General features: G+C 64.9%; 19 protein-coding genes. 7 read left to right on the top strand and 12 right to left on the bottom strand.

What is annotated here, in order from left to right:
- Positions 1-16: 16 nt before the first annotated feature.
- Both RA25_RS11725 and RA25_RS11720 read right to left on the bottom strand, forming a co-directional pair.
- Entirely contained in the window at positions 17-319 is a 303-nt protein-coding gene (locus tag RA25_RS11725) for a type II toxin-antitoxin system RelE/ParE family toxin (RefSeq protein WP_019294475.1), read from the bottom strand.
- Positions 312-548, bottom strand: coding sequence for a type II toxin-antitoxin system ParD family antitoxin (locus tag RA25_RS11720; RefSeq protein WP_039172485.1), 237 nt, complete (start codon positions 546-548; stop codon positions 312-314). The genes RA25_RS11725 and RA25_RS11720 overlap by 8 nt, the downstream gene beginning before the upstream one ends.
- On the opposite strand from RA25_RS11720, the gene RA25_RS22995 reads away from it, so the two are divergent.
- Entirely contained in the window at positions 538-714 is a 177-nt protein-coding gene (locus RA25_RS22995) for a hypothetical protein (protein WP_156131910.1), read from the top strand. The two genes, RA25_RS11720 and RA25_RS22995, sit on opposite strands and share 11 nt — an antisense overlap.
- On the opposite strand, the gene RA25_RS11715 is transcribed toward RA25_RS22995, so the two are convergent.
- Positions 695-4,714 (bottom strand): PEP/pyruvate-binding domain-containing protein, encoded by a 4,020-nt coding sequence (locus tag RA25_RS11715; RefSeq protein ID WP_039172482.1) that lies wholly within the window; start codon positions 4,712-4,714, stop codon positions 695-697. The two genes, RA25_RS22995 and RA25_RS11715, sit on opposite strands and share 20 nt — an antisense overlap.
- Before the next feature lie 248 nt (positions 4,715-4,962).
- Here RA25_RS11715 and RA25_RS11710 point away from each other — a divergent pair, with 248 nt between their 5' ends.
- The gene (locus RA25_RS11710) at positions 4,963-5,859 is read left to right on the top strand and encodes a PhnD/SsuA/transferrin family substrate-binding protein (protein WP_039152388.1); all 897 of its coding nucleotides are present in this window, start codon (positions 4,963-4,965) and stop codon (positions 5,857-5,859) included.
- A 17-nt stretch (positions 5,860-5,876) separates the two neighbouring features.
- A complete protein-coding gene (locus tag RA25_RS11705; protein WP_039172478.1) occupies positions 5,877-8,162 on the top strand; it encodes a response regulator in 2,286 nt (761 codons plus the stop codon).
- Between the two features lie 77 nt (positions 8,163-8,239).
- Here the strand turns inward: RA25_RS11705 and RA25_RS11700 are convergent, their stop codons facing one another.
- Genes RA25_RS11700 through RA25_RS11690 form a run of 3 tightly spaced genes read right to left on the bottom strand, consistent with a single transcriptional unit; the run spans position 8,240 to position 10,280 of the window.
- Positions 8,240-9,046: a metal ABC transporter permease gene (locus RA25_RS11700; protein ID WP_039172474.1), complete on the bottom strand. Its 807-nt coding sequence runs from the start codon at positions 9,044-9,046 to the stop codon at positions 8,240-8,242.
- Positions 9,043-9,801, bottom strand: a complete 759-nt coding sequence (locus tag RA25_RS11695; protein WP_039172471.1) for an ATP-binding cassette domain-containing protein — start codon at positions 9,799-9,801, stop codon at positions 9,043-9,045. Before RA25_RS11695 ends, RA25_RS11700 begins: the two co-directional genes overlap by 4 nt.
- A complete protein-coding gene (locus RA25_RS11690; RefSeq protein WP_039152333.1) occupies positions 9,798-10,280 on the bottom strand; it encodes a Fur family transcriptional regulator in 483 nt (160 codons plus the stop codon). The genes RA25_RS11695 and RA25_RS11690 overlap by 4 nt, the downstream gene beginning before the upstream one ends.
- Positions 10,281-10,381: 101 nt before the next feature.
- Here RA25_RS11690 and RA25_RS11685 point away from each other — a divergent pair, with 101 nt between their 5' ends.
- Positions 10,382-11,551, top strand: coding sequence for a zinc ABC transporter substrate-binding protein (locus RA25_RS11685; RefSeq protein WP_241477401.1), 1,170 nt, complete (start codon positions 10,382-10,384; stop codon positions 11,549-11,551).
- A gap of 182 nt (positions 11,552-11,733) precedes the next feature.
- Here the strand turns inward: RA25_RS11685 and RA25_RS11680 are convergent, their stop codons facing one another.
- Both RA25_RS11680 and amaB read right to left on the bottom strand, forming a co-directional pair.
- Positions 11,734-13,005 (bottom strand): NAD(P)/FAD-dependent oxidoreductase, encoded by a 1,272-nt coding sequence (locus RA25_RS11680; protein ID WP_039172465.1) that lies wholly within the window; start codon positions 13,003-13,005, stop codon positions 11,734-11,736.
- Complete coding sequence (amaB, locus tag RA25_RS11675) at positions 12,995-14,497, bottom strand: L-piperidine-6-carboxylate dehydrogenase (RefSeq protein ID WP_039172462.1); 1,503 nt, start codon at positions 14,495-14,497, stop codon at positions 12,995-12,997. The genes RA25_RS11680 and amaB overlap by 11 nt, the downstream gene beginning before the upstream one ends.
- A 138-nt stretch (positions 14,498-14,635) precedes the next feature.
- Here amaB and RA25_RS11670 point away from each other — a divergent pair, with 138 nt between their 5' ends.
- From RA25_RS11670 to RA25_RS11660, 3 genes are all read left to right on the top strand, one after another.
- Positions 14,636-15,541, top strand: coding sequence for a LysR substrate-binding domain-containing protein (locus tag RA25_RS11670; protein WP_082023063.1), 906 nt, complete (start codon positions 14,636-14,638; stop codon positions 15,539-15,541).
- A gap of 1 nt (position 15,542) precedes the next feature.
- Positions 15,543-16,430, top strand: a complete 888-nt coding sequence (locus RA25_RS11665) for a LysR substrate-binding domain-containing protein (protein ID WP_039172460.1) — start codon at positions 15,543-15,545, stop codon at positions 16,428-16,430.
- Between the two features lie 142 nt (positions 16,431-16,572).
- Positions 16,573-17,781 carry a pyridoxal phosphate-dependent aminotransferase gene (locus RA25_RS11660; RefSeq protein WP_039172457.1) on the top strand — a complete coding sequence of 403 codons (1,209 nt, stop codon included), beginning with the start codon at positions 16,573-16,575 and terminating at the stop codon, positions 17,779-17,781.
- Here the strand turns inward: RA25_RS11660 and RA25_RS11655 are convergent.
- The 4 genes from RA25_RS11655 to xdhC form a co-directional block, all read right to left on the bottom strand.
- Entirely contained in the window at positions 17,778-20,315 is a 2,538-nt protein-coding gene (locus RA25_RS11655; protein ID WP_039172453.1) for an AMP-binding protein, read from the bottom strand. The genes RA25_RS11660 and RA25_RS11655 overlap by 4 nt on opposite strands.
- Positions 20,316-20,492: 177 nt before the next feature.
- A complete protein-coding gene (gene guaD, locus RA25_RS11650; protein ID WP_039172534.1) occupies positions 20,493-21,791 on the bottom strand; it encodes a guanine deaminase in 1,299 nt (432 codons plus the stop codon).
- A 74-nt stretch (positions 21,792-21,865) separates the two neighbouring features.
- Positions 21,866-23,461 carry a xanthine/uracil/vitamin C permease gene (locus tag RA25_RS11645; protein WP_039172450.1) on the bottom strand — a complete coding sequence of 532 codons (1,596 nt, stop codon included), beginning with the start codon at positions 23,459-23,461 and terminating at the stop codon, positions 21,866-21,868.
- Between the two features lie 31 nt (positions 23,462-23,492).
- Entirely contained in the window at positions 23,493-24,386 is an 894-nt protein-coding gene (gene xdhC / locus RA25_RS11640) for a xanthine dehydrogenase accessory protein XdhC (RefSeq protein WP_039152347.1), read from the bottom strand.
- Between the last annotated feature and the right edge of the window lies 1 nt (position 24,387).

Raw genomic sequence — 24,387 nt, 5'->3', positions numbered from 1 at the left:
AAGGCTGGAACGGGTGTTATTCTGAAAGGAACGCCATCAGGTCCTGGCGGGCGTGCAGGATGCGGATGATTTCCGGGCAGTTTTGTTCGATGCGGTAGATCACCAGATGCGCACCGGTGGGGTGGATGCGGACCGGAGGCGTGAATTCCGCCCGTTCGCGGGCCATTTCGGGAAAGTCCGCGAGCAAGTCGAACAGAGCAAACAGGCTGTCGGCATAGGCGTCGGCCTGCGTTTCGCCCCAAGTTTCCAAGCCATAGCGCCAGATCGCGGCAAGGTCGGCGCGGGCGGCGGGGCGGATCCGCCAGCGCAGCTCAGCCATTGCGGCGCATGGAGGCCTTGAAACCTTCGGCTGTCAGCTGTTCCGCCGGGCCGCTGGCAAGGCCCGCGTCAATGGCGGATTGCAGTTCGGCAATGGCGGCTGTGCGGGCCTGGTCGCGGCGGATCAGGTCACGGACATAGTCGCTGGAATTGGCATAGGTGCCGGCGCGGGCCTGTTCCTCGACCCAAGTTTTCATCTGCTCCGGCAGGGAGACGTTCATGGTGGCCATGGGCGGGCTCCTTTCGCTGAAACAGGATATGGCAATCTTTGCCAAAAGTGCAAGGGGGAAGGGATATGGCGGGCAGATTGACCGCCGGATGCAAAAAGCCCGCAGCCAAATGCTGCGGGCTTTTCTGTTCTTCCTGTCCAGCTGGATCAGGCGGAAACCACCTTGAGGCCCTTTTCCTCCAGCGGCTGGATGCTGCCGTCTTCGCTGACGGTCACCTGCTCGCCGTGGCTGAGGCTGTCGAGGCCCTTGCAGGCGACCAGCATCAGCACGTCTTTTTCACGCGCGACGATGGCCATGTGGCTGAGCCAGCCGCCGACCTCGCTGAGCACCGCGCCGGAGCGCTGGACCCAAGGCAGCCAGGCCGGGTTGACCATGCGGCAAACCAGGATGTCGCCGTCGCGGAAGTCTGCGAAGGCGGCCGGGTCGATGCAGCTGTCGTCCTCCATCCAGAACACCCGGGCGGTGGCGCTGCCGCTGCCGGCAACGCAGGTGCCGCCCATGGTGCCGTCGCCCGCCTGGGCCTGGGCGCCGAGCGACAGGAGTTCGCAGTCGCGCAGGGTCAGGGTGACGTCGGTGGGCGCGGATTTCTTGCGCAGCGCTTCTTTCTCTGCCCGTGCCTCTGCCAGATCGCGCAGGGGGGCCGGGTTGGACCAGTTGCTGTCCAGAACCTCCGCGAAGGTCAGGCTGAACACCAGATCCTCCAGCCCGCTGGTCCGGCCCAGTGCCAAGAGGGCACGGCGCAGTTCGGCGACGACGCGCAGGGCCTCGTGCTTGGCCTGTTCCTTGAGGTCCTGATAGGCGATGGCGATGCCGATGGTATCGTCCAGTTCATCCGGCAGGTTGGCCGGGACCGGCACGGCGCCGATCGGCTCCACCGTGCTGTCGAGCAGGGAGTTCAGCAGCGCCGGGGCCTCGGCATAGCGGGGCGAAGACAGTTCGTAATCGAAGATTGAGCGGTGGCCCATCAGCTGCATGGCGCGGGCCTGGGCATCCTTGCCGGTGCAGGAGGCGAGCAGGCTGGACGGCGCATTGGGCAGCTCTGCGTGCATCAGATGCGCGCGCAAGGCCGGGTCGCCGGCCGCCGCCGTGCCTGCCTCGCCCATGGTGAAGCCTGCCAGGATGTTGATCTTCTCCGCTTCCAGATAGACCTCTTGGATGAACATGTCCTTGAGGGTGGAGATCGCCTCCAGCAGCTTGTCCTGGGGCAGGACGGTGTAGTCCACGGCCTGCCAGATCGCCAGCTTGTTGCGCAGTTCCGGCATCACTTCGCTGCGGAAGCGGGTGATCATCGGATGCGCCTGCTTGCGCAGCTGCTTGGCCTTGGCGGCGGTGAGCTTGAGCGTCATGCCCTGTTTCAGCGCCACATCGACATAGGTCTTGCCGAACAGGTTGACGAGGTGGCCGTCGCGCCCCTCTGGCAGGCCGTAGGGCACGCCGAGGGCCCGGCAGGCCAGGTCAACGCTGCCGCCCGGCGCCCACAGCTCGCTCATCAGCGAGAAGGAGAGCGGGGTGGGGCGGGGCAGGACCTCTGACATCTCGTCCTGTTCCAGAATGGTCTGATCCGGGTCCGCGTCCGCGTAATGGTCCAGAAGGTCGCGCCATTCGGCCAGACGGGTCTGTTCCTGTTCGGTGCCAAGCGACAGCGTGGTGATGTCGCGGCTTTGCACGATCTGGAACTGGCCGTTGGCATAGGCCCATTCGACGTCCTGCGGGCAGCCGAAGGTGTCCTCGATCTGCTTGCCAAGGGCCAGCAGCGGCGCCATGTCCAGCGTCTGGTCCTGATCTTCGGATGCGGGCAGGCCGGTGTAGCGGCCAAAGCGCAAGGAGGTCGGGGTGACGCGGCCGGACACCAGATCCTCGCCGCAGCCCTCGACCCATTCGATCATTGCCATGCCGGGGGCCATCGGGTCCTGGGTGAAGAGGACGCCGGCGTATTCCGCCTGCACCATTTCCTGCACCACGATGTTGCCCTGATCGGTGCTGTCGCCCTCGCCGGAGTAGCTGGCGGCACGCTCCGAGGAGAAGCTGGTCACAACTTCGTCCAGGGCGGCGCGCATGGTGTCCGCGGTCACGTCGAGCACAGATTCAAAGACGCCGGCAAAGCTTTGGTCGTGGCCGTCCTCATTGCTGGCGGAGGAGCGCACGGCGACCGGTTTGCCGCCTGCAAGGGCAAAGACCTTGGCGGCAAAGGCGTCTTTCTTGGCGCCGGACATTTCGCGGTAGTCGTGGATTGCGTCGGAGCGCACGATCACGCCGCCCGGCACTGGCAGGCCGGCATTGCGCAGGATCGACAGGCGCAGGGCCTTGTTTCCGGCGTGCTCCAGCTCCTCGGTGTAGCCCATCGGGATCACGCCGCGCGGCAGTTTGGCAAGACGGCGCTTGTGGGCGCGCAGGGACAGTGCTTCGCCCAGTTTGCGGTGCATGCCGGTGACGTAGGCGCGCTGCATCAGCAGCAGCGTCAGGCTGAAGCAGAGATAGGCGTTTGCGGCGGCTGTCAGGGTGAACACCATCGCAAAGAGCGCCGGCATGCCGAGCACCATCCACAGAGTTTTCTGGCGCGGGGTCTTGGCCACGGCCCACAGCAGGTAGACGGCAGCGAGCGCGCAGAACAGCACCGGCATGATGAACAGCGGGTCGGGCAGGCCGAGGTCAGCCATCCACAGGAACGGGGTTTGCAGCGAGGCGCTGGCTTCTTGCGCCGCGGAGACGCCCAGCATCATCACCGGCAGGAACAACAGCGCGGTGAGGTTCTTCATCGGGGTCAGGCCCTTGTCGGCGTAGAACGCCTGCACCGCGCGTGCCTTGCGCACCGGGTCATGGGCCAGTTTCGCCTTCAGCGCCTTCATCTCATCCGCGGTTTCGTTGGTGATGATCTGGTCGCGTTCGGATTTCAGCGCCACCGGCAGCACCAGGATGCGGGTCACGATGGACAGCGCCAGCAGGCCCAGCAGGATGTGGCTGCGCTCATGCACCCACAGAAGGGCGGCTGCCAGCGCCGAGATCGCCTTGTCCCAGAGGGTGGATTGCTGACCTGCCAGCCATTCCTGCACATGCGGTTTCGGCTTCGGCGCGACGAAGTATTCCCACGGCAGGGTATAGCGGCCGCGGAAGTCGATGCCCTGCTGCGACAGCTCCAGCCCCAGCACCTGACTCATGAAGCAGCTGCGGCGGTCATAACAGGCGGCGATGGTGGGTTTGGCCGGGTCCAGCTGTGCAATGCGCTCCATCAGGTCCGCGGTGGTCATCTTGCGGATCGGGATGTTGATGGCACCGGGCAAGTGGCCGGTTTCAAAGTCGCCGGGATAGCGGGTGTCGACGATCTGCAGGTCCTCGGTGCTCAGCAGCGCCTCGAAATCGGCGGTGCTGAGCAGCACGTCTTTGCCCGGGTATTCCGGGATCGCGCGCAAGTCTGAGAGGGATTGCACGTCCTTGTCGGAGAACTCGCGCCCCTCGACGATCCACTTCTCGATGCCGCCTGCGATGAAGCTGCAGTCAATGCCCATCGCCGCCAGCTTGGCACAGGTTTCCGAGGAGCGGTTGCCGTTGTGGCAGAACAGAACGACCTTCTGGCCGGGTTGCACCGGCTGGCTCTCAACGAAGTCCGGGAAGCGGATATGGGTGGCGCCGGGCAGGGTGCCCATGGCGTTCTCACCGGTTTCGCGGATGTCATAGAACAGGGTGGCGCCATCCTCCAGCGCTGCCGCCGCGTCTGCGGTGCTCATCGCCAGCGGGTGGTCCTCCTGCTTGGAGAAGCTGGTCTCCTTGAGCGAGGCGTCCTTGATAGTGGTGCCGTCAAACTGCGCTGGCCGTGTCAAAGTGGCCTGCAGTCTTGCCAGCTCAGCCTGCTCATGCGAGGAATACTGCCAATAGTTGCCTGCAGCCAGAGCCATGGCTGCCAGAACGAGGACGGAGATCAGCTTGACCGGGTAGCGCCGCGGTGAGGCGCCCGGTTTGGGGGTAAAACCCAGTTTCGCCGCAATGACAGCGCCCAAACCGGAAATCATGGCAATTCCTACGGCCAGGACCTGGGACAGCGAAGAGACCGAGCCGATCACCAGTTCCGGCGAGGGAATGGCAAAGGCCGCAACCGGGAGCGCGGATAAAAGGGACGTGAGCACAATGGTTTGTGCTGAGCGGCGGAGGGACCGGGTGGTCCTGGAGAGCATAGGGGTCTGCGTCACGGTGGTTCCTGTCGGGCCAGCTGAGTGTGTCGTTCCGAAATTAAGGCGAATTTGCCTAAAAGATTACGAAAACCTTACTGAAGGGTTAATATAGAGGCCGAAGAATAAAAGAACCGCAAAATTTTTCCGAGAATTGCAGGTGCGTTAACATTGTATTCTTAACCATGTGCCATGTAACGAAGAAGCGCGGCCTTCCTGCCGTGCGAGCCGATGCGACTCAGGAGGCGAGAACCGTGATTCTGTTTGAGTGGACCTTTGGTATCATTGCGCTTTTCCGGAAACGGCTGAGGCATGCCGCCGCCGCCGCGGTTCTGGCTGCCTGTATGGCGGCCATATTGCCCACGGCCGGTCTGGCCGGAACAGATCTGGTTTTCGGCACTTATGCGGCGGATAAACCAACCGCAACGGTCAAAAAATACCAGCCCTTTCTCTCCTTCCTCTCCAAACGGATGAGCGAGGAGCTGGGAGAGCCGGTGACGATCCGGCTGAAGATCGCCAAGGAATACGAGGAAGGCATCCGCCAGCTGGCCAACGGCGAAGTGGATTTCTCCAGGTTCGGCCCGGCGTCCTATGTGCATGTGATGAAGGAAAACCCTGAGATCCGGATCATTGCGATGGAATCCCAGAACGGCCAGAAGCGGTTCAAGGGTGTGATCGTGGTGCATGCAGACAGCACGGTGCAGTCGGTTGCGGACCTGGCCGGGCTCAGCTTTGCCTTCGGCGACGAGCTGTCGACCATCGGCCGCTATCTGGCGCAGGAACATCTGCTGGAAGCCGGCATCAACAGCGGCGATCTGCTGGAATTTGCCTATCTTGGCCGCCATGACCTGGTGGGCGAGGCCGTGGGCGCGGGCCGCTACACTGCGGGCGCTTTGAAGGAAAGCACCTACAAAAAGCTGATTGCCAAGGGCGTTCCGATCCGGGTTCTGGCCTCCTTTGATAATGTGACCAAGCCCTGGCTGGCGTCGCCAGAGATGCCGGAGAACGTGCTGGAAGCGATGCGCAAAGTGATGCTGTCCTCGGAAAACGAGGAGATCGTGCGCCGGATTTCGAAGAACGGCTTCCTGCTGGGGGACGATCAGGATTATGACATTATCCGCCGGGCAATGGAGCGCAGCCTGGCCTTTTAGGGCGCCGCGTTGAGATTATGAAACGTACAAGCATCCTTTTCCAGATCGTGCTGTCGCTCTTGCTGGCGGCCTCGGCGGTCGGCTTTGTGGTCGGCGATCTGGCGCAGCGCCAGGAGGCGCAGCGGCTGGAAGAACAGCTGGCGGAGCAGGCGGACCTGACGGTGTCGCTGCTGAGCGGGCTGATGCTGGAATCGATCATTGTCGAGGATGTGCCGGTTCTGGAAACCGGCCTCATTGAGGCCGTCACCCGCAAGCCGCAGATCGTCTCCATCCAGATCCGCAGCCCGGCAGGCAAGATGCTGGCGTCGGCGGAAGCCGCCGGTGCTCCGCCCGAAGGCGGCCGGGTGATGTATGAACGCCCGATCGAGCTGGAAGGCGCGGTTTTTGGCACCATGGTGGTCGAATGGTCGACCCAGGAAGGCGAGGCGCTGGTGGCGGCTTCGGTGCGTCAGATCATTATCTGGACGGTGGTGCCGGTGCTGGTGTTGTCGCTGCTGGTTCTGCTGCTGGTGCACGGGCTGGCACTGCGTCCGCTGCAGATGATCCACAAGCGGATGTCGGACGCGATCTCCGGCTTGCGCAGCCCGGCGCAAAGGCTGCCGTGGTACGCTTCGCGCGAGTTCCGGGCGCTGGATTTCTCGGTCGGCGTACTGGAAGAAACCTTTGCCGAGCGCGACGAGCGTGAGTTTGCGATGGAGCAGGCGCGGGAATCGGCGGATATCGCCAACCGGGCGAAGTCAGAGTTTCTTGCTAATATGAGCCATGAGATCCGCACCCCGATGAACGGGGTGATCGGCATGGCGGAACTGCTGCAGGAAACCGAGCTGGATGATGATCAGCAGATGTATGCAGAGACCATTGCCAAGTCCGGCTCGGCGCTGCTGACGATCATCAATGACATTCTGAATTTCTCCAAGATCGAGGCCGGCAAGGTCGAGTTCGCCATCGAGCCCTTCAATCTGCAGACCGCGGTGGAGGATGTGGTGACCCTGCTGTCGCCAAAGGCGGCGGAAAAGGGCGTCGAGATCACCATGCGTTATGACCCGGCGCTGCCTGAGGTCTTTGAGGGCGACGCGGGCCGGATCCGGCAGGTGATTACCAATGTGGCGGGCAATGCGGTCAAGTTCACCCGCGAAGGCTATGTCTATATCGAGGTGACCGGGAAGGCGCAGGAGTCCGGCAGCCATCTGCTGCAGCTGCGGGTGCGTGACACCGGGGTCGGCATTGAGGCGGACCGCATCGGCAAGATTTTCCGGGCCTTCGAGCAGGCCGACAACGCCGCCACCCGCAACTTTGAGGGCACCGGACTGGGGCTGGCGATTTCGTCGCAGCTGCTTTCGCTGATGGGCGGATCGGTGCAGGTGGAGTCAGTTCCGGGCGAAGGATCGGTCTTTACCATCGAGCTCCCCTTGCGGCCCGGCAGCCAGGCGGCTGCGGTTCCGCAGGGCAGCCCGCAGAACTTTGCCGGGCTGCACGGGCTGCTGGTCGACGATCTGGAGCTGAACCGGGTGATCCTGTCCGAACGGCTGAGCGCCTGGGGTGTGTCCTGCACGCTGGCGGCCTCGGCGCATGAGGGGTTGGAGATCCTGGCCGATGCGCAGCTGGACGGCCGACGTTTTGATTTTGTGATTCTGGATTTCCAGATGCCGGCCATGGACGGGCGCGCGCTGGCGGCGCGGATCCGGGCGATGCCGGGATTTGAAACCGTGCCGCTGATTATCCTGTCGTCGGTTGAGCATGCGCTGAGCCGGTCGGATTGCGAGGCCATCGGCGCCTGTGAGTTTGCTTTGAAACCGGTGCGGTCTGTGCAGCTGCGGCAGGTGCTGGACCGGGTGCTGAGCCTGCCTCTCCAGACGGCGGAACCTGATGCAAGCCAGGAACGCGGCAGCGAGCCGCCGGAGCAGCGGCTGAAACTGCTGCTGGCAGAGGACAACCGCACCAATCAGCTGGTTGTGACCAAGATGCTGAAAAACGCGCCGCTGGACATCAGCATCGCCAGGAACGGTCTTGAGGCCGTTGCCCAGTTTGAGGCTGCGCGGCCCGACATCGTTCTGATGGACATGATGATGCCGGAGATGGACGGGCTTGAGGCTACTGCAGAGATGCGCCGGATCGAGGCCGAGAACGGCGGCAGCAAATGCCCGATTGTGGCGCTTACGGCCAATGCGCTGCAGTCGCACCGGGAAAAGTGCCTGCAGGCCGGGATGGATGATTTCCTGAGCAAGCCGATCAACAAGAAAGCGCTGACCGAGGCGATCAGCAAATGGACCGGCGCTCCGGACCTGCAGCGCACCGGCAGCTGAGGCTGCGGCTTGCAGGCAGGCGGATTGCCGTGGGCCGGTCCTGGCGCCCGGTCAAGCCGCGCCAGCAGCTAGAAACATCAGCCGCTGCTGCGCCGCAGCAGCAGACCAGCGAGGCTGGAAGCGGCAAACAGGGCGGCGGCCAGACAGACGATGCTGGGTCCAGCGGGAGTGTCCAGCGCAAAGGCCAGCTGCAAGCCGCCGGCAGCCGACAGCATGCCCAGCAGCGCCGCGATCAGTGCCATGCGTTCCGGCGTGGCGGCAAAGGGGCGCGCTGCAGCGGCCGGGATCAGCAGCATCGCTGCAATCAGCAGCACGCCGACGACCTTGATCGCAACCGCCACCACCAGCGCCAGCGCAATGGTCAGCACCATCTGCTCGCGCCGGGGGTCAATGCCGGCGGCATGGGCCAGGTCCGGGTTCAGGGTCGCCGTCAGCAGTGCAGACCACCGCCACCACAACAGTGCCAGAACCAGCACCGCGCCGCCCCAGATCACAGCCAGATCGGCCCGGCCTACCGCCAGAATATCGCCGAACAGATAAGCCATCAGGTCGATCCGCACCCCCTGCAGAAAGGAGACCGCGACCAGGCCGAAGGCGAGCGAGGAGTGCGCCAGCACACCCAGCAGGGTGTCCATGGCATAGCCGCGCCCCGCCAAAGCCGAAACCGTAGTAGCCATTGCCAGCGCGGTCGCCAGCACCCCGGCAAAGACCGAGACGTCAAAACTGAGCGCCAGCGCCACGCCGAGGATCGAGGCATGGGCGGTGGCGTCGCCGAAATAGGCCATCCGGCGCCAGACCACAAAACAGCCCAGAGGCGCTGCGGCCAGCGCCACGCCGATGCCCGCCAGCGCGGCTCGGATCAGGAAATCGTCCAGCAAGGTCATTCGGCAGCCTCGTGATGATGCCCGTGATCATGTTCGCAGCCTTGATCATGGCTGTGATTGTGCTCATGCCGGTACAGCGCCAGCGCGCCCTGGGTGCCGGTGCCGAACAGCGCCCGGTATTCCGGGGCGGAGGCGACATGCTCTGGCGCGCCCTCGCAGCAGACGTGGCCGTTGAGGCAGATCACCCGGTCGGAGGCCGCCATCACCACATGCAGCTCGTGGCTGACCATCAGCACCGCGCAGCCCAGCTCCTGCCGGACCTTTTCGATGCGCTGGTAAAAGGCGGCGGAGCCGGGCTGGTCCAGCCCTTGGGTGGCCTCGTCCAGGATCAGCAGCTGCGGATTGCACAGCAGCGCGCGGGCCAGCAGCACCCGCTGGAACTGGCCGCCGGACAGGCCGGACATCTGCCGCGCTGCCAGATTTCCGGCGCCGGCCTGCTCCAATGCCTCCGCGGCACGGGTGTCAGATACCCGATCCGGCAGGCTTAGGAAGCGGCGCACGGTCAGCGGCAGGGTGGGGTCGATATGCAGTTTCTGCGGCACATAGCCGATCCGCAGCCCCGGCGTCCGGGTGACGGTGCCGCGCGCAGGCTTCTGTGCGCCGATCACGCTGCGCAAGAGAGTGGACTTGCCGGAGCCGTTGGGGCCGACCACGGTGACGATCTCGCCAGCAGCAATCGACAGGCTGACACCGGACAGAACCGTGTTGCCGCCATGCGCGACCGTGAGGCCGTCGAGGGAAATCAGGCTGCTCATGCGGCGGGCTTCTCTTGGCATTTCGGGCACAGGCCCTCGGCCTCGATCACCGCGCGTTCGATCACGAAACCGGCGTCGCGGGCGGCCTGGCCGAGCTGGCCCTGGGTCGGCTCGCGCTGTGCCTCCGCCACCGCGTCGCAGGCGCGGCAGATCAGGAACACAGGCGCGTGGCTCTCGCCCGGATGGGTGCAGGCGATGAAGGCATTCAGCCGCTCGATCTTATGGGCAAAGCCGTTTTTCACCAGGAAATCCAGCGCGCGGTAGGCGACGGGCGGCTGCGAGCCAAGCCCCTCCTCGCGCAGCCGGTCGAGGATTTCATAAGCCCCCAGCGCGCGGTGCTCCTGCAGCAGGATTTCCAGTACCCGGCGCCGGACCGGGGTGAACTGCAGGCCTTCTGCCCGGCATTGGGCGTCCACAGCGGCAATCCCGTCCTGGATGCAGCTCGTGTGGTCGTGCGGGGCAAAGCCGATGGAATCCATATGCGGGGGTCCTTCTGCGCGGCGGCGGATTTGCCTCTTGATATGTTATGTTATGACGTTTATCAAGCGGCGTGATGTTATAAGATTACATGGGGCGCGACATGCGGAAATCTGGCGTTTTGAAATGCGGTGCAGCGGTGGTGGCTTTGCTGGCGGGGGCAGGGGCCGCGGTGGCAGAGGTGCCGCAAGTGGCGGCGGATATCGCGCCGGTGCACGGGCTGGTGGCGCGGGTGATGCAGGGTCTGGGCGAGCCGGCCCTTGTGGTGCCGCCGGGCGCTTCGCCGCATGGCTATGCGATGCGCCCCTCCGAGGCGCGGGCGTTGGACCAGGCGGATGTGGTGTTTTGGCTGGGGGAAGCTCTGACCCCTTGGCTGGAAGGCCCGCTGGAGGAACTGGCCGGTGATGCGCACCGGATCGAGCTGCTGGAAAGCGAAGGCACCACGGTGCTGCCGTTCCGTGAAGGAGCCCGGTTTGAGGCACATGCGCATGATGATCAGGAGGAGCATGGCGATCACGATGACCACAGCGGGCATGAGGATCATGCAGATCATGACGGCCACGGCGATCATGGTCATGCGGAGCATGCTGAAGCAGCTGCGCATGCGGGCCATGATGATCACGAAGACCACGGGCATGAAGACCACGCTGAAGGCCATGACGACCATGCGGGTCATGATGGCCACGAAGGGCATGATCACGAGGAACATGCCGGAGAGCACGGCCATGAAGATCACGCTGATGCCCACGGACATCACCATGAGGGTGCCGACCCGCATGCCTGGCTGCTGCCGGCCAATGCGCAGGCCTGGCTGGATGTGATCGCAGAGGAGCTGGCAGAGCACGACCCGGACAACGCTGCCGCCTACCGGGCGAATGCTGAGGCCGGCAAGCAGGAAATCGCGGAAACCGTGGCAAGCGTTTCGGCCACGCTGGAACCTTTCCGGGCCAAGCCGTTCATCGTGTTCCATGACGCCTATCAGTATTTCGAGCAAGGCTTTGGCCTGAGCGCGGCCGGGGCGATCTCGCTGAGCGACGCAGTGAAGCCCAGCCCGGCACGGGTTGCTGAAATCCGGGATGTGGTGACGGAGCTGAAAGTGGCTTGCGTGTTCTCGGAACCGCAGTTCAACCCGGGGCTGGTTGCCACCGTGCTGGACGGCACCGCGGTCGGCACCGCTGTGCTGGATCCGCTGGGGGCGGGGCTGGAACCGGGGCCGCAGTTCTATCCGGCGCTGTTGCAAGAGATTGGCGCGGCGATTGCCGGCTGCAAGTGAAGCAAGCCGCGTATTGACGGCGCGCGCGGGGGCGATCCCGGCGGTTGTGTCTGGCAGTTTATGCCGGCCAAATCCGTAGAACCTGCCGGCGAAACGCCTGGCTCAGCCAAATCGCCGCCGCGTGGGCGCGCGCCGGCGATGCGCGGCGGCCTTCGGCCTTGTTCCGCGCAAGGAGTTGCCCCTTATCTGTCGCTGACCAGATGGGTGAGCGTGGCGCCGGTCTCGTAATAGGCGCTGCGCAGACCTGCGAACGGCAGGCTGTGACCCTTGGCGGGCGGCACCGGCAGGCAGGCTGAGTCACCATTCAGCAGCGCCTCGGCCATGGCAGTCCCGAACAGGGTGCCGGGGCCAATGCCGCGGCCGGAGTAGCCGAAACAGGCATAGCCGCCCTGCAGGTCCAGGATCTTGGGCAGGTGTTCGGTGGTCATGGCGATACGGCCGTGCCAATGGCCGTGCAGTTTCACATCCTTCAGCTCAGGATAGAGCGCTGCCAGCTTGCGCGGCAGCCAGCTGCGGTGCAGGGCGCTGCCGAAATGGTTGAGCGCGCCCATGCCGCCGATCACCAGACGCCCGGCCTGATCCAGCCTCCAGGATGACATCACCAGCGCGGTGTCCCAGCAGCCCTCCTTGAATGGCAGGATCTTGTCCAGCAGCGGGCCGGGCAGCGGATCGGTGGCGGCCTGGAAGTAATGCACCGGGATAACCTGCGGCGCGGTGTAGCCGGAGATCTCGCGGGCATAGGCGTTTGTGGCCATGATCAGATGCTTGGCGCGGAGGCTGCCCTTGGGCGTTGCCACATGCCAGGCAGAGCCGTCGCGGCTGATGGCCGTGGCAGGGGAATGGGGGTGCAGCTGCGCGCCCGCCGTGGCGGCAGCGCGGGCAAGGCCTCGCACATAGGCCAGCGGCTGGATGGTGCCCGCGCGCGGGTCGAACAGCGCGCCGTGCACAGCGTCGGATCCGGTGCGCTGAATGGCGTCTTCGCGCGACAGCAGCTCCACCGGTGCGCCGATGGCGGTGAGCTGGGCGTGGCGGCGCTGCAAGTCCTTCAGGCCTGAAGGCGCATGGGCGCAGTGCAGGGTGCCGTTGTTTTCCGGCTCGCATTGAATGGCGTGTTTGGCGATCAGCGAAAACACCATTGCCGGTGCGCCGGCCAGAAGCTGGGAAAGGCGGCTGCCGGTCCCTGCGCCCAGTGCGGCGTTGATGTCCTCGGGCGGCAGCCAGAGGCCCGCATTGGCCAGCCCCACATTGCGGCCGGAGCCGCCGCAGCCGATCACGTCCGCCTCGATCAGGTGGACCGAGGCGCCCAGTTCCGCGGCTTTAAGCGCGGCGGAGCAGCCGGTATAGCCGCCTCCGATCACCACCAGATCCGCTTCAGCCTCCCCGGAAAGCTCCAGGAAGGCGGGGTTTTCCTGGCAGGTTTGGTGCCAGAGGCAGGACGCCAGATCAGATGTCAAATTTGATCCCCTGAGCAAGCGGCAGCTCGCGCGAATAGTTCACGGTGTTGGTCTGCCGGCGCATGTACCCTTTCCAGGCGTCGGAGCCGCTTTCGCGGCCGCCGCCCGTCTCCTTCTCGCCCCCGAACGCGCCGCCGATTTCCGCGCCGGAGGGGCCGATGTTCACATTGGCAATACCGCAGTCGGAGCCTGCTGCCGAGAGGAAATATTCGGTTTCGCGCACGTCGGTGGAGAAGATGCAGGAGCTGAGGCCCTGGGGCACTTCGTTCTGCATTTCAACGGCTTGGTCGAGATCTGAGTATTTCACCACATAAAGGATCGGGGCAAAGGTTTCGGTGTGCATGATGCCGGTCTGGGCTGGCATTTCGGCAATGGCCGGATGCACATAGGCCGCATCGCCGTGGGTTCCCGTCAGGGCCTGGCCGCCGCCGTGCACAGTTCCACCTTCCGCCTGCGCCCGTTCCAGCGCGCTGGCCATGGCGTCCATTGCGCCGCCGTCGATCAGCGGGCCGACCAGGGTGCCGTCGGCCAGCGGGTCGCCGATGGGCAGGCCCTCGTAGGCCTTGATCAGGCGCGGGATCAGCTGGTCATAGATGTCCTCGTGCACAATCAGGCGGCGGAGCGACGTGCAGCGCTGGCCGGCGGTGCCGACGGCAGAGAACACGATGGCGCGCAGGGCCATTTCCAGATCGGCGGAGGGCGCCACGATCATCGCGTTGTTGCCGCCCAGCTCCAGAATGGTGCGGCCTAGGCGTTTCGACATATCGGCGGACACCGCCTTGCCCATCGGGACAGAGCCGGTAGCGGAGATGATGGCGACGTCCTTGGAGGCGGTCAGCGCCTCGCCCAGGTCGCGTTCGCCGATCAGCACCTGGATCAGGCCCTCGGGCGCGTCCCCGCCAAAACCCGCCATGGCGCGGTCGCAGATTTTCTGCACGGCAAGGGCGGTGAGCGGGGTTTTCTCCGACGGTTTCCAGATCACCGGATCGCCGCAGACCAGCGCCAGCGCCGCGTTCCAGCACCAAGGCGCGACGGGGAAGTTGAAGGCGGTGATGATGCCGCAGGTGCCCATCGGGTGCCAGCTCTCGCGCATCGCGTGGCCGGGGCGCTCAGACGCGATGGTGAGGCCGTAGAGCTGGCGTGAAAGACCCACCGCGAAGTCGCAGATGTCGATCATCTCCTGCACTTCGCCCAGGCCCTCCTGGTAGATCTTGCCGCATTCCAGGGTGACGAGGCGGCCCAGGTTTTCTTTTTCCTTGCGCAGTTCGTCCCCCAGCAGGCGCACCAGCTCGCCACGGCGCGGGGCTGGAACCAGGCGCCAGGATTTGAAAGCAGCCTTGGCAGCAGCGATCTGCGCTTCGGCCTCTGCCGCGGTGTGGGTTTTCAGGCGGGCGATTTCGCTGCCGTCCACCGGCGTGGTGACAGTCAGGCTGCCGCCGGTCAGTTCGGCCTCGGTCAGGCCTGCAGCGGCGAGGATGTCGGAATGGGGCATGTCGGTGTCCTTATGATGCGAGGGCAGGGCATGAGCAAAACTTTAGCTTGCTTTGCGCGGATGTCCCGCCGGGCGTCGGTCTGATATAGAAATTGCACCCTCCGGCGCGGATTGCTATTGAAACTAAATCCTGAAGCCATGAGCAAAGATCATATGATTGCCCCGCGCCGCTTTCTGCCCTCGATCCCGTCGCTGCTGGCGCTGGAGGCCGTGGACCGGCTCGGCAGCGCCTCGGCCGCGGCAGAAGATCTGTCGCTGACGCAAAGCGCCATCAGCCGCCAGCTGAAGCAGCTGGAGGAGCAGATGGGGGTGGACCTGATTGCCCGCGACCAGATGCGGATGCAGCTGACGCCGGCGGGCACCGGTTTTGCCAAGGAGGCGAGGATGATCCTGACCCGGCTGGCGCAGGCTTCGGTCAAGCTCAGGGCCAATCCGGACGGCGGCAGCTTCACCCTGTCAATCCTGCCGTCCTTTGGCCTCCATTGGCTGGCGCCGCGGCTCAAGGAATTTGCCGCCTCGCATCCCGGCATCACGGTGAACCTGCACACCCACAATCTGCCGTTCAGCTTTGACGCGGGCACCGCGCAGGCGGCGATCCACTACGGCACGCGCGACTGGCCGGGGGTGGAGTATCTGCCCCTGATGCCGAAACACGTGCTGCCGGTCTGCGCGCCGGGTCTGTTGGCGGGGCCGGTGGCCAGCCCGGCGGAGCTGCTGAACTATCCGCTGCTGCATTTGGAAACCCACCCTGATTGCTGGGAGCAATGGTTTCACCTGCATGATGTGCCCGCGGCAAAGCTGCGGGGGATGCTGTTTGACCAGTCCTCCGCCATGACGCAGGGGGCGGTGCATGGGCTGGGGGTGGCGCTGCTTCCGGATTTCCTGGCGGAGAATGAGATAGCGCAGGGGCGGCTGGCGCTGGCGATGGAGGGGGCTGCGGTGAGCCTGGGCGAGTATTTCCTGGTCTGGCCTGCGGATCAGGCAGAGGACTATCCGCTGATCAAGTTCCGCGAGTGGCTGCTGATGCAGCTGGAGGAGATTTGAGATGCGCTTGCCAAGCCTGACCCATCTGCGCTGTTTTGAAAGTGCGGCGCGGCATCAAAGTTTCACTGCTGCCGGCGAGGAGCTGGGGCTGACCCAGAGCGCGGTCAGCAAGAAGGTGAAGGAGCTGGAAGGCGACTTGGGCTTCGACCTGTTCCAGCGGGCAGGCCGCGGTGTGGTGCTGACGCCGGCGGGGCAGGGGCTGGCCGCCGATCTGGAGCTGGATCTGGCCGGGCTGCGCGCCACCCTGCAAAAGGCCGCCGCCGCCGGGGCGGGGCGATCGGCCCTGCGAATTGCGGTGCTGCCGGCATTCGCCAACCTCTGGCTGATCCCGCGGCTGCCGGATTTCTTTGCCCGCCACCCGGAGGTGGAGCTGAGCTTCTCCACCCGGCTGGAGCCGTTTGATTTTGCCCGCGAGAACTTTGACCTGGCGGTGCATTACGGGCTGGATAACTGGCCCGGCACCCATATGGCGCCGCTGTTCGGCGAGGAAATGGTGCCGGTCTGCGCGCCGGGGTTTCATGCCGCCTATCAGCTGGACCGGTCGGAAAATCTGGCGCAGGCGCCGCTGCTGCATCTGGAAAGCCGCGCGGGCTCCTGGGCGGAGTGGTTCGAGCGCGCAGGGCTGGCGGGCGCGCCGCGTCAGGACGGGCGTTACTTCGACCAGCACTCGATGGTGATTGCAGCCGCCACAGCGGGGCTGGGCGCGGCGATTGTGCCTTATGACATGGTGGCGCGGGAGATTGCGGCAGGCGATCTGATGCGGATACCGGGGCCGGCGCTGGAGTCGCGCAAGCGCTATTTCCTGGTGCGCCCGCACGGGGTGGTGCCGGAGGCGGTGCAGAAACTGGAAGCCTGGCTGCGCAAGCAGTTGAAGGGCAGGCGGGATTAAGGTGTTCCGCTCCCCACCGGGGCGGGCGCTGCCCTTCGCGACAAATGCCAATCTGGAATGGTTTCTGTCCTAAAGGGTCGGTTTTTTTGAAGTGCGTTTTTCGCTTCAATCTAGCGGAAACAACTAGCAGGGAGTCTTTGCCATGGCCCAGTTCCGCCGCGCCGCCCGTCTTGATCCGCTTGAGGTCTCGGAAATCCTCACCATCGGCGCCAAGGCGGCAGAGATGAAACGGCAGGGCGCACCGGTGATCATCCTGGGCGCGGGCGAGCCGGATTTCGACACGCCGGACCACATCAAGGAGGCCGCTGCCGCCGCAATGCGGGCAGGGGAGACGAAATACACCCCGCTCGGCGGCACGCTGGCGCTGCGGCAGGCAATCCAGGCCAAGTTCAAGCGAGACAATGGGCTGGACTATGCGCTGGACGAGATCATCGCTGGCGCGGGCGCCAAGGAGATCCTGTTCGATGCCTTCATGGCCAGCCTCAACCCCGGCGATGAAGTGATCGTGCCGACACCTTACTGGACCTCCTATTCCGATATCATTCGCATTGCCGGCGGCGAGCCGGTGCTGGTGCCCTGCGGGGATGACACTGGCTTCCGGCTGACCGCGGAGAAGCTGGAGGAAGCGATTACTCCGCGCGCACGCTGGCTGCTGCTGAACTCGCCGTCGAACCCGGCGGGCGCGGGCTACAGCGCGGATGACTACAAACCGCTGTTGGAGGTGCTGCTGCGGCATCCGGACGTCTGGCTGATGGCTGATGACATGTATGAGCACATCACCTATGGCGGCTTTGAATTTGCAACGCCGGCGCAGGTGGAGCCGCTGCTGAAGGACCGGGTTCTGACCATCAACGGCGTCTCCAAGGCCTATGCGATGACCGGCTGGCGGCTGGGCTACGCAGGCGGGCCGAAGGATCTGATTGACGCGATGAAGGTGGTGCAGTCGCAATCGACCTCGCATCCCTCGTCCATTTCGCAGGCGGCGGCGGCGGCGGCGCTGAACGGCGCGCAGGAGGTGCTGGCAGAGCGGCGGGTCAGTTTCCAGGCGCGGCGTGATCTGGTGGTCGCAGCCTTGAACGGCATGGAGGGGATCACCTGTCCGGTGCCAGAGGGGGCGTTTTATACATTTGCCAATTGCGCCGGCGTGCTGGGCAAACGCACGCCGGAGGGCCAGGTGCTGGAAACGGACGCGGATTTCTGCGCCCACCTATTGGACCAGCACCATGTGGCGGTGGTGCCGGGCCGCGCCTTTGGCATCTCTCCTTATTTCCGGATTTCCTATGCCACATCCGAGACGGAGCTGCGCGAGGCGCTGAGCCGGATTGGCAAAGCCGTGGCGGCGCTGGCTTAAGCTTCGGCCAGTGCAGGCTGGCGGGCGCGGGCGTTGGCCCAAGCGCGCACCAGCTGCCGCTGCCCTGAGGCCACAACCAGCCCCAGGATGATGCCGCCGAGGATGCCGAGGGTGTTGACCAGCGCGCTGCGCCCCTCCAGCCCGATCATCGGCATCAGGACCTCCGGCACCAGCCGATGCAGCAGGTAGATCGGGAAGGCCGCCTGCGCCAGCCGCATGACGGCGCGGGAAACGGGGCGCGGCAGTGGCACCCGCTGGATAAAGATCAGCCCGGCAATCAGGGCCAAGAGCCACATGTATTTGATCCAGCCGCCGTACCAGTTGCCGCCGAGATAGGCCGCCGCGGGCATGATTACGCAGGCGGCGCCCAGCAGCACCAGCTGCTGGCGCAGCCCGCGGGCGGCGGTGATGCACCAGCCAATGGCAAACAGGTACAGGACCCAAGGCACGGTGAACTGCGCCCGTCCGCCGATGTGCCAGACCTCCGGCGCGACCAGGCGGATGGCCACGGCAAACCCCAGCAGGCACAGGCCCGCTCGGTAGGCGCCCTGGTGCGCCAGCCAACGCCGCACCGGCGGAAGGGAAAAGGGCAGCGCAATCAGCAGGGTGATCTGCCAGTAGGCCTCCACGAACCAATAAAGATAGGGCAGCATCAGATGGGTTTCCGGCGTGGTCAGGGCAAAATTCCCGGCCAGGAAGACAGAGACCCAGGGCACCTGCTCCCAGGCCACGGCATAGCCGGCCAGCACCAGGTAATAGGGGATCAGCACCGCGGCGACGGGCTTGAAGAAGCTGCGCATGTCGCCAGTACTCAGCGCCTCCCAGCGGTAGCCTGCGAGGCTCATCCCCATCAGGATCACCATCGCGGCGGCGCCGCCGTAGGTGGGCCAATGGGTCTGATGCGCTATGACCACTGCGAGGATCGCAATCACCCGCGCGACCAGCTCAAACGGCAGGCTGCTGCCGCGGGCGGGGGCGGTGGTCTCCAGCTCCTTGATCGGCATGGTTTCCCAGCCGGCCGGGGCGCCGCCCAGAGCCTCGTCCAGCGCCAGCGACAGCTCCACATGGCGCAGGGAATCGCCGCCAAGCGAGGCAAAACTGTCATTGCGGCCAACGGTCTGCGGCGCAAAGGCGGCCTGATAGGCGGCCAGCACGCCCTTGGACCGCGCAGGGTTGGCAGACTGCGCCTTGAGCGCCGGATAGTCGATCTTGCCATTGGCGCGGCGCGGCAGGGATTTGCGCGGTACTACCGTGAAATGCTGCTGGCCGACGCCGGTTAGCCCGGCGGCCAGCGCGGCGATGCCGTCCTCTGGCCCGCAGATGGCGATGGAGATGCGGGTGTCATCGCCCCAGACCGCGGCCTCATGCCCCTGGGCAGCCAGTGCGCGTTCGATGGCGTCATGGCCGATGCGCAGGCCCGCGATCTTGGACATCCGCGACAGCCGCCCGGTGATATGGTACAGCCCATCGGCATCGCGCCGGGCAAGGTCGCCGGTGGCAAGCTCAGACAGCTCCGCGCCTTTGGCCAGATCGGTATGGCCCTCGGCGTAGCCCATCATCACGTTCGGGCCTTTGTAGACCAGTTCGCCCTCGCCCTCCGGCGCGGTGATTTCATTGCCGCCCGCATCGCGCAGCAGCAAGTGGCCGCCGGGAATGGCGCGGCCTGCGGCGCCGGGGTGGACCAATGCCTGCTCCGGCGGCAAGTAGCTGATCCGCGCGGTCGCTTCGGTCTGGCCGTACATCACAATGAACCGGCCGGCGCGGGCCTGCATCCGGGCGGCCCAGGTTCGGACTTGATCCGCCTCCATCGCGCCGCCTGCAACGGTCAGGGTCTTGATGGTTTCCGGCAGCGCCTGGGACAGGCCCGCGCTGTCCAGCAGCCGGAAGTGATGCGGCACGCCTGCGAGGCTGGTGGCGCCGGAAGCCGTCAGCGCACCTGCAAAACCGGCATCCAAGACCGAACCGGGTGCGAGCCACAGGCTGGCCCCGGTGGCCAGATGCGAGTGCAGCACCGACAGGCCGTAGGAATAGTGCAGCGGCAGGATCAGCGCGGCGCGGTCCTGGGGCTGGATCTCCAGATATTGCGCAATGGCGCGGGCGTTGCTGTCCACGGCATTGGCGGACAGGCGCACACCGCGCCCGTGGCCGGTGCTGCCGGAGGTTTGCAGCAGCAGGGCAAGGTCCGGGTGGATCTCCGCCGCTTCGTGCGCATGGGTCAGCAGCTGCCAGGTGCCGCCGGTGCAGCGGAAGCTGGCGGCGGGGCGGAAGCGGTCTGTCAGGCTTTCGGCGGTGGCCTGATCCCCGGCGGGCAGCGGCATGACGGCATGGCCTGCGGCCAGCGCGCCGAGATAGGCGGTGATGGCTTGCGGAGCGCTGGTGGCCTCAATCGCAATCAGCCGCCGGTCCTGCGGCAGCTGGCGGGAAAACTGTTCCGCGGCATCTGCCAAAGCGGCATAGGTCAGCTGTGATCCATCCGCCGCAATCAGGCAGGGACGGGCGCCGAACGCGCGCAATTTGGCCAGGTCGTAAAACATCCGCAACTCCTTCGAGCGCGGCGGGTATTATAATTTACTAATTTTGTCAATTATTCCTGGGCGGCTTGTCGCCGCCTTTTTGCATGTGCGTCAGAGCGGTATGAAAAATGATTGTAATAGGGATTATGGTAAGAATTGAGGTAGAAGTGCCGCGGGCGTTGGCCCGCGGCTTCCGTGTCAGGCCTTCATCGGCTGACCGGCCACATAGGTTTGCGCGATCGAACGGTCGTCACCCAGGGTCTGCAGGATGAACAGCTCTTCGGACAAGGTCTCCGCCCGCTGCATCCGCAGGTCCATCGCGTGGGTGGCGCGGGAATCGAGCACCACGATGTCGGCCTCGGTGCCTGCTTCCAGCGTGCCGATCTTGTCCTCCAGCCCCAGCGCCACGGCGTTGCCGCGGGTGATCCAGTGGAAGGCGCGCAAGGGGTGCAGGCTCTGGTTCTGCAATTGCAGGACTTTGTAGCCCTCGTTCAGGGTCTGCAGCATCGAATAGCTGGTGCCGGCGCCGATGTCGGTGGCGATGGCATTGGTGATGCCGCGCCCGCGCAGGCCCGCGTCGTCAAACAATCCACTGCCCAGGAACAGGTTGGAGGTCGGGCAGAACACCGGCTTGGCCTGGGTCTCGGCCAGCGCATCGATCTCGCGCGGCTGCAGGTGGATCGAATGGCCCAGCAGCATCTTTTCGGTCAGCAGCCCGTAGGACTGGTAGACGTCCAGATAATCCCGCGCCTGCGGATAGAGTTCCGCGGTAAAGGCGATCTCGTCGTGGTTTTCCGACAGGTGGGTCTGGACGTAGCAATCCGGATGCTCCTGCACCAGGGCGCCGGCCATTTCCATCTGATCGGGGGTGGAGGTGATGGCGAACCGCGGGGTGATCGCGTACATGCCGCGGCCCTTGCCGTGGTATTTTTCAATCAGCGCCTTGGTGTCGTCATAGCTGCTTACGGGCGTGTCCAGCAGGCCCTCTGGAGCGTTGCGGTCCATCATGACCTTGCCGCCGATCATCCGCATGTTGCGGCGTGCGGCCTCGGTGAAATAGGCCTCGGCGGAGGTTTTGTGGACTGAGCAATAGGCAACGGCGGTGGTGGTGCCGTGGCTGGTAAGCAGGTCAAAGAAATGCCCGGCCATCTCAGCACTGTGGCCGGCATCGGCAAAACGGACCTCCTCAGGGAAGGTGTAGTTGTTCAGCCATTCCAGCAGCTGCGAGCCCCAGGAGGCGATCACCTGCACCTGCGGGAAATGCAGGTGGGTGTCGATGAAGCCGGCCATCAGGATGTTCGGGCGGTGGTCGATCACCTCCGCCTCTGCCGCCTGCCGGGCCAGCGCATCATAGCTGCCCTTGGCCAGGATCATGCCGTCCTCGACCAGCAGCGCGCCGTCCTCGATGAACTCATAGGCGCTGGTGTCCTGGGGGTCTTGCGGCTCGGCGGTGAAGGAAAGCACCCGGCCGCGCAGCAGCGTCTGTTTCGATGTCATATCTGTGTTGTCCTTGGTTCGCAGGCAGGGAGCGCGCAGCCCCCTGCCCATTGTCATTTGGGTGTCATGTTGGATTATTCGCCCGCCGGCAGATGCGGCACATGGGGCTTCACACCGTCCTCTTCGGTTTCCTCATGCTCATCCGCCTTGTGGAAGATCGGGTAGATGAACAGGAAGGCCGCAGCGATCAGGTAGCCCATGGCAACACCGCTGAACTCCGGCCAATGCAGGCTGGCAGAGTGGATCACGCCGACCAGCGACATCACTGCCGCTGCCAGGGCAAAACCGCCCGCGTTGCGGAAGTCGCCGTCGATCACGCTGGCCACGATGGCGCCCCAGATCAGGCCGGTTAGGATCGCACCCTGGCTGAGGGCCAGATGGCCTTCGTAATGGGCGCCCTGCTGCAGCAGCGCTGCTGTCAGCTCAGGATCGCCCATCTGGGCCATGCCGGTGGCACCCAGTGCGCCCAACGCGCCTGCCAGTGCACCCCATTTGATCACCAGGAAGGCCGAGACATGCGGCATCATTGCAATCGTCACCGCAGCGATGTGGTCGGTCTTGACCGAATGCGCAGTATTGGTCACCAGGCTCAGCGCCACGAATACCAGCACTGGCGCGGCCGCGGCCACTGGGATCAGGTTGTTGAGGAACGCCAGCAGGCCAAAGAAGGCGGCAAAGGGGATCACGATGCCGACGCCGATGATATAGCCAGAGCGCGCGCCCATCCGCTTGTAGGCCGGGTGGCCGATGTAGGCGGTGGTCGGGAACGGCGAGCCGAAGACCGCACCGATCATGGTGCCAACGCCGTCGGTCACCTGGCACAGGCCGACCGGATAGTGGTCGCCCGCCGCTTCGGCGCTTTCGACGTTGTTCATGGTTTCGATGAAGTTGTAGATCTGCACCGGCACCAGGACCAGGAACAGCTCCGGGTTGGCAAACAGATGCTGGATACCGGCAATCAGGTCGCCGATGTAAGGAACCGGCAAGTAAACGCCAACGCCATCGAGAGACACCGAAGCCTCGCCCATGCCAAGCGCCACAACGGTACCGACAATCAGCGCCAACAGGCCTGCCGGGATGTTGAACGGCAGCCGGTGGCGGCCGACCAGGCCCCACAGGATGATGATCATCGAGGCAAAGCCGATGAACGGGTTCTCGAAAATCGTCGCCAGCGGCACGGTGCCGATGAACACCAGCGCAATACCGCAGAGCGTGCCGAGCATGCCGGCACGCGGGGTCACCCGCTTGAGCCAGGGGCCGACAATGGCGCCAAGACCGGCAACGATACCGCCCATGAAGCCCGCGCCGATGCCCACCTGCCAGGCCAGCATGGCGTCATTGGTGGACCAGTAAATCGGCCCGATCACGCCGAACAGATAGACGAACATCACCGGGGTCGAGATGCCATAAGGCAGCGCGGTCACATCGCGGCCCTCTTTCTCGGCGGTGTGCTTGGCCAGCCAGGTGTAGACCGCGATACCGGCCAGGATCGCCACTGCGGCGCCGGGCACGATGCGGCCGAACACGATGTCGGCAGGCATGTTGAAGACAAACTGACAGATGCCCGAAAGCACGATCAGGTTGATCAGGTTGTCTGTGAACAGCGCCCAGAATGCACTGAAGTCATTCCGCGCGAACAGTTTGTACGTATAGCTCCGCCCTGTGGTCATGGCGGCCTCCTCCTATCAGAGGACGCAGTCCTTACCGGCTGATTGCTCCAGCCGTGTCTCCCTCTGCGTCCGGTTGCTTACCCGCTTGGGGCAGGTCAGTGCTCCGTGATGGAGCGGACGCGGCAGTTTCAGAGGTCAAATCAGCAATCACTTCCGCTGCCACGAAGGCCGCGATGACGCTGGGCCGCTTGTCGCGGCTACCGCTTGCCCCGATGGGGCAGATGAGACGGTCGGTTCCCAGACCGTCGCAATGGTCCCGGCACCAGCGGCGGAACTTCTCCCGCTTGGTGGCCGATCCGATCAGGCCGACATAGCCCGCATCGCCGCGCTGCAGGGCAGCGGAGGCAAGCAGGAAGTCGAGCGCGTGATCATGGGTGAGAACAACAAAGGCGCTGCCCGCGGGCGCGGTGGCGATGTCGATCTCAGGAATTGCGCTTTGGCGGATTTCCACGTCCGCGTTGCACAAGGCAAGTTCTTCGGCGCGCTGGTCGATCAGGATGCAGCGCAACGGCATGTGCTGGAACAGATCCGCCAGGGCCCGGCCAACATGTCCTGCCCCCATCACATAGACATGCGGCAGGGCCTGCTCCTCGGCCTGCTGGCGGGCAATGGCATCGTCGCGGTCGGCCTGGCGCATCTGCGCCAGTGACATTTCAACCCGGCCGCCGCAGCACTGGCCGATTTCCGGCCCCAGCGGCACATCCAGCGTGTCGCTGATCACATCCTGCTTCAGCATCCGCCGGGCGTGGTCGATGGCGATATATTCCAGCTGACCGCCGCCAATGGTCCCCCAAAGGCCGCCTGGCGCCACAAACATGCAGGTGCCGGTTTCGCGCGGGGAGGAACCGCGAACGCGGGTCAGCGCGACCTGCACCACATGTTTGTGGCTGGCCAGAAAGTCCTGGAGGGAAGGGCGGCGGGTCATG

The organism is Leisingera sp. ANG-S5 (genome assembly GCF_000813925.1).
GTDB lineage: Bacteria > Pseudomonadota > Alphaproteobacteria > Rhodobacterales > Rhodobacteraceae > Leisingera.
This window is presented reverse-complemented; position numbering and strand designations above follow the sequence as displayed.

What these genes read in the sequence shown, in the direction of transcription:
- RA25_RS11665 (WP_039172460.1), top strand. Translation starts at nt 15,543, where the DNA reads ATGCGCTTGCCAAGCCTGACCCATCTGCGCTGTTTTGAAAGTGCGGCG.
- amaB (WP_039172462.1), bottom strand. Translation starts at nt 14,497, where the DNA reads ATGCCCCATTCCGACATCCTCGCCGCTGCAGGCCTGACCGAGGCCGAA.
- RA25_RS22995 (WP_156131910.1), top strand. Translation starts at nt 538, where the DNA reads ATGGTGGCCATGGGCGGGCTCCTTTCGCTGAAACAGGATATGGCAATC.
- RA25_RS11720 (WP_039172485.1), bottom strand. Translation starts at nt 548, where the DNA reads ATGGCCACCATGAACGTCTCCCTGCCGGAGCAGATGAAAACTTGGGTC.
- RA25_RS11660 (WP_039172457.1), top strand. Translation starts at nt 16,573, where the DNA reads ATGGCCCAGTTCCGCCGCGCCGCCCGTCTTGATCCGCTTGAGGTCTCG.
- xdhC (WP_039152347.1), bottom strand. Translation starts at nt 24,386, where the DNA reads ATGACCCGCCGCCCTTCCCTCCAGGACTTTCTGGCCAGCCACAAACAT.
- RA25_RS11670 (WP_082023063.1), top strand. Translation starts at nt 14,636, where the DNA reads ATGAGCAAAGATCATATGATTGCCCCGCGCCGCTTTCTGCCCTCGATC.
- RA25_RS11655 (WP_039172453.1), bottom strand. Translation starts at nt 20,315, where the DNA reads ATGTTTTACGACCTGGCCAAATTGCGCGCGTTCGGCGCCCGTCCCTGC.
- RA25_RS11645 (WP_039172450.1), bottom strand. Translation starts at nt 23,461, where the DNA reads ATGACCACAGGGCGGAGCTATACGTACAAACTGTTCGCGCGGAATGAC.
- RA25_RS11685 (WP_241477401.1), top strand. Translation starts at nt 10,382, where the DNA reads ATGCGGAAATCTGGCGTTTTGAAATGCGGTGCAGCGGTGGTGGCTTTG.
- RA25_RS11715 (WP_039172482.1), bottom strand. Translation starts at nt 4,714, where the DNA reads ATGCTCTCCAGGACCACCCGGTCCCTCCGCCGCTCAGCACAAACCATT.
- RA25_RS11700 (WP_039172474.1), bottom strand. Translation starts at nt 9,046, where the DNA reads ATGACCTTGCTGGACGATTTCCTGATCCGAGCCGCGCTGGCGGGCATC.
- RA25_RS11705 (WP_039172478.1), top strand. Translation starts at nt 5,877, where the DNA reads ATGAAACGTACAAGCATCCTTTTCCAGATCGTGCTGTCGCTCTTGCTG.
- RA25_RS11690 (WP_039152333.1), bottom strand. Translation starts at nt 10,280, where the DNA reads ATGGATTCCATCGGCTTTGCCCCGCACGACCACACGAGCTGCATCCAG.
- RA25_RS11695 (WP_039172471.1), bottom strand. Translation starts at nt 9,801, where the DNA reads ATGAGCAGCCTGATTTCCCTCGACGGCCTCACGGTCGCGCATGGCGGC.
- RA25_RS11725 (WP_019294475.1), bottom strand. Translation starts at nt 319, where the DNA reads ATGGCTGAGCTGCGCTGGCGGATCCGCCCCGCCGCCCGCGCCGACCTT.
- guaD (WP_039172534.1), bottom strand. Translation starts at nt 21,791, where the DNA reads ATGACATCGAAACAGACGCTGCTGCGCGGCCGGGTGCTTTCCTTCACC.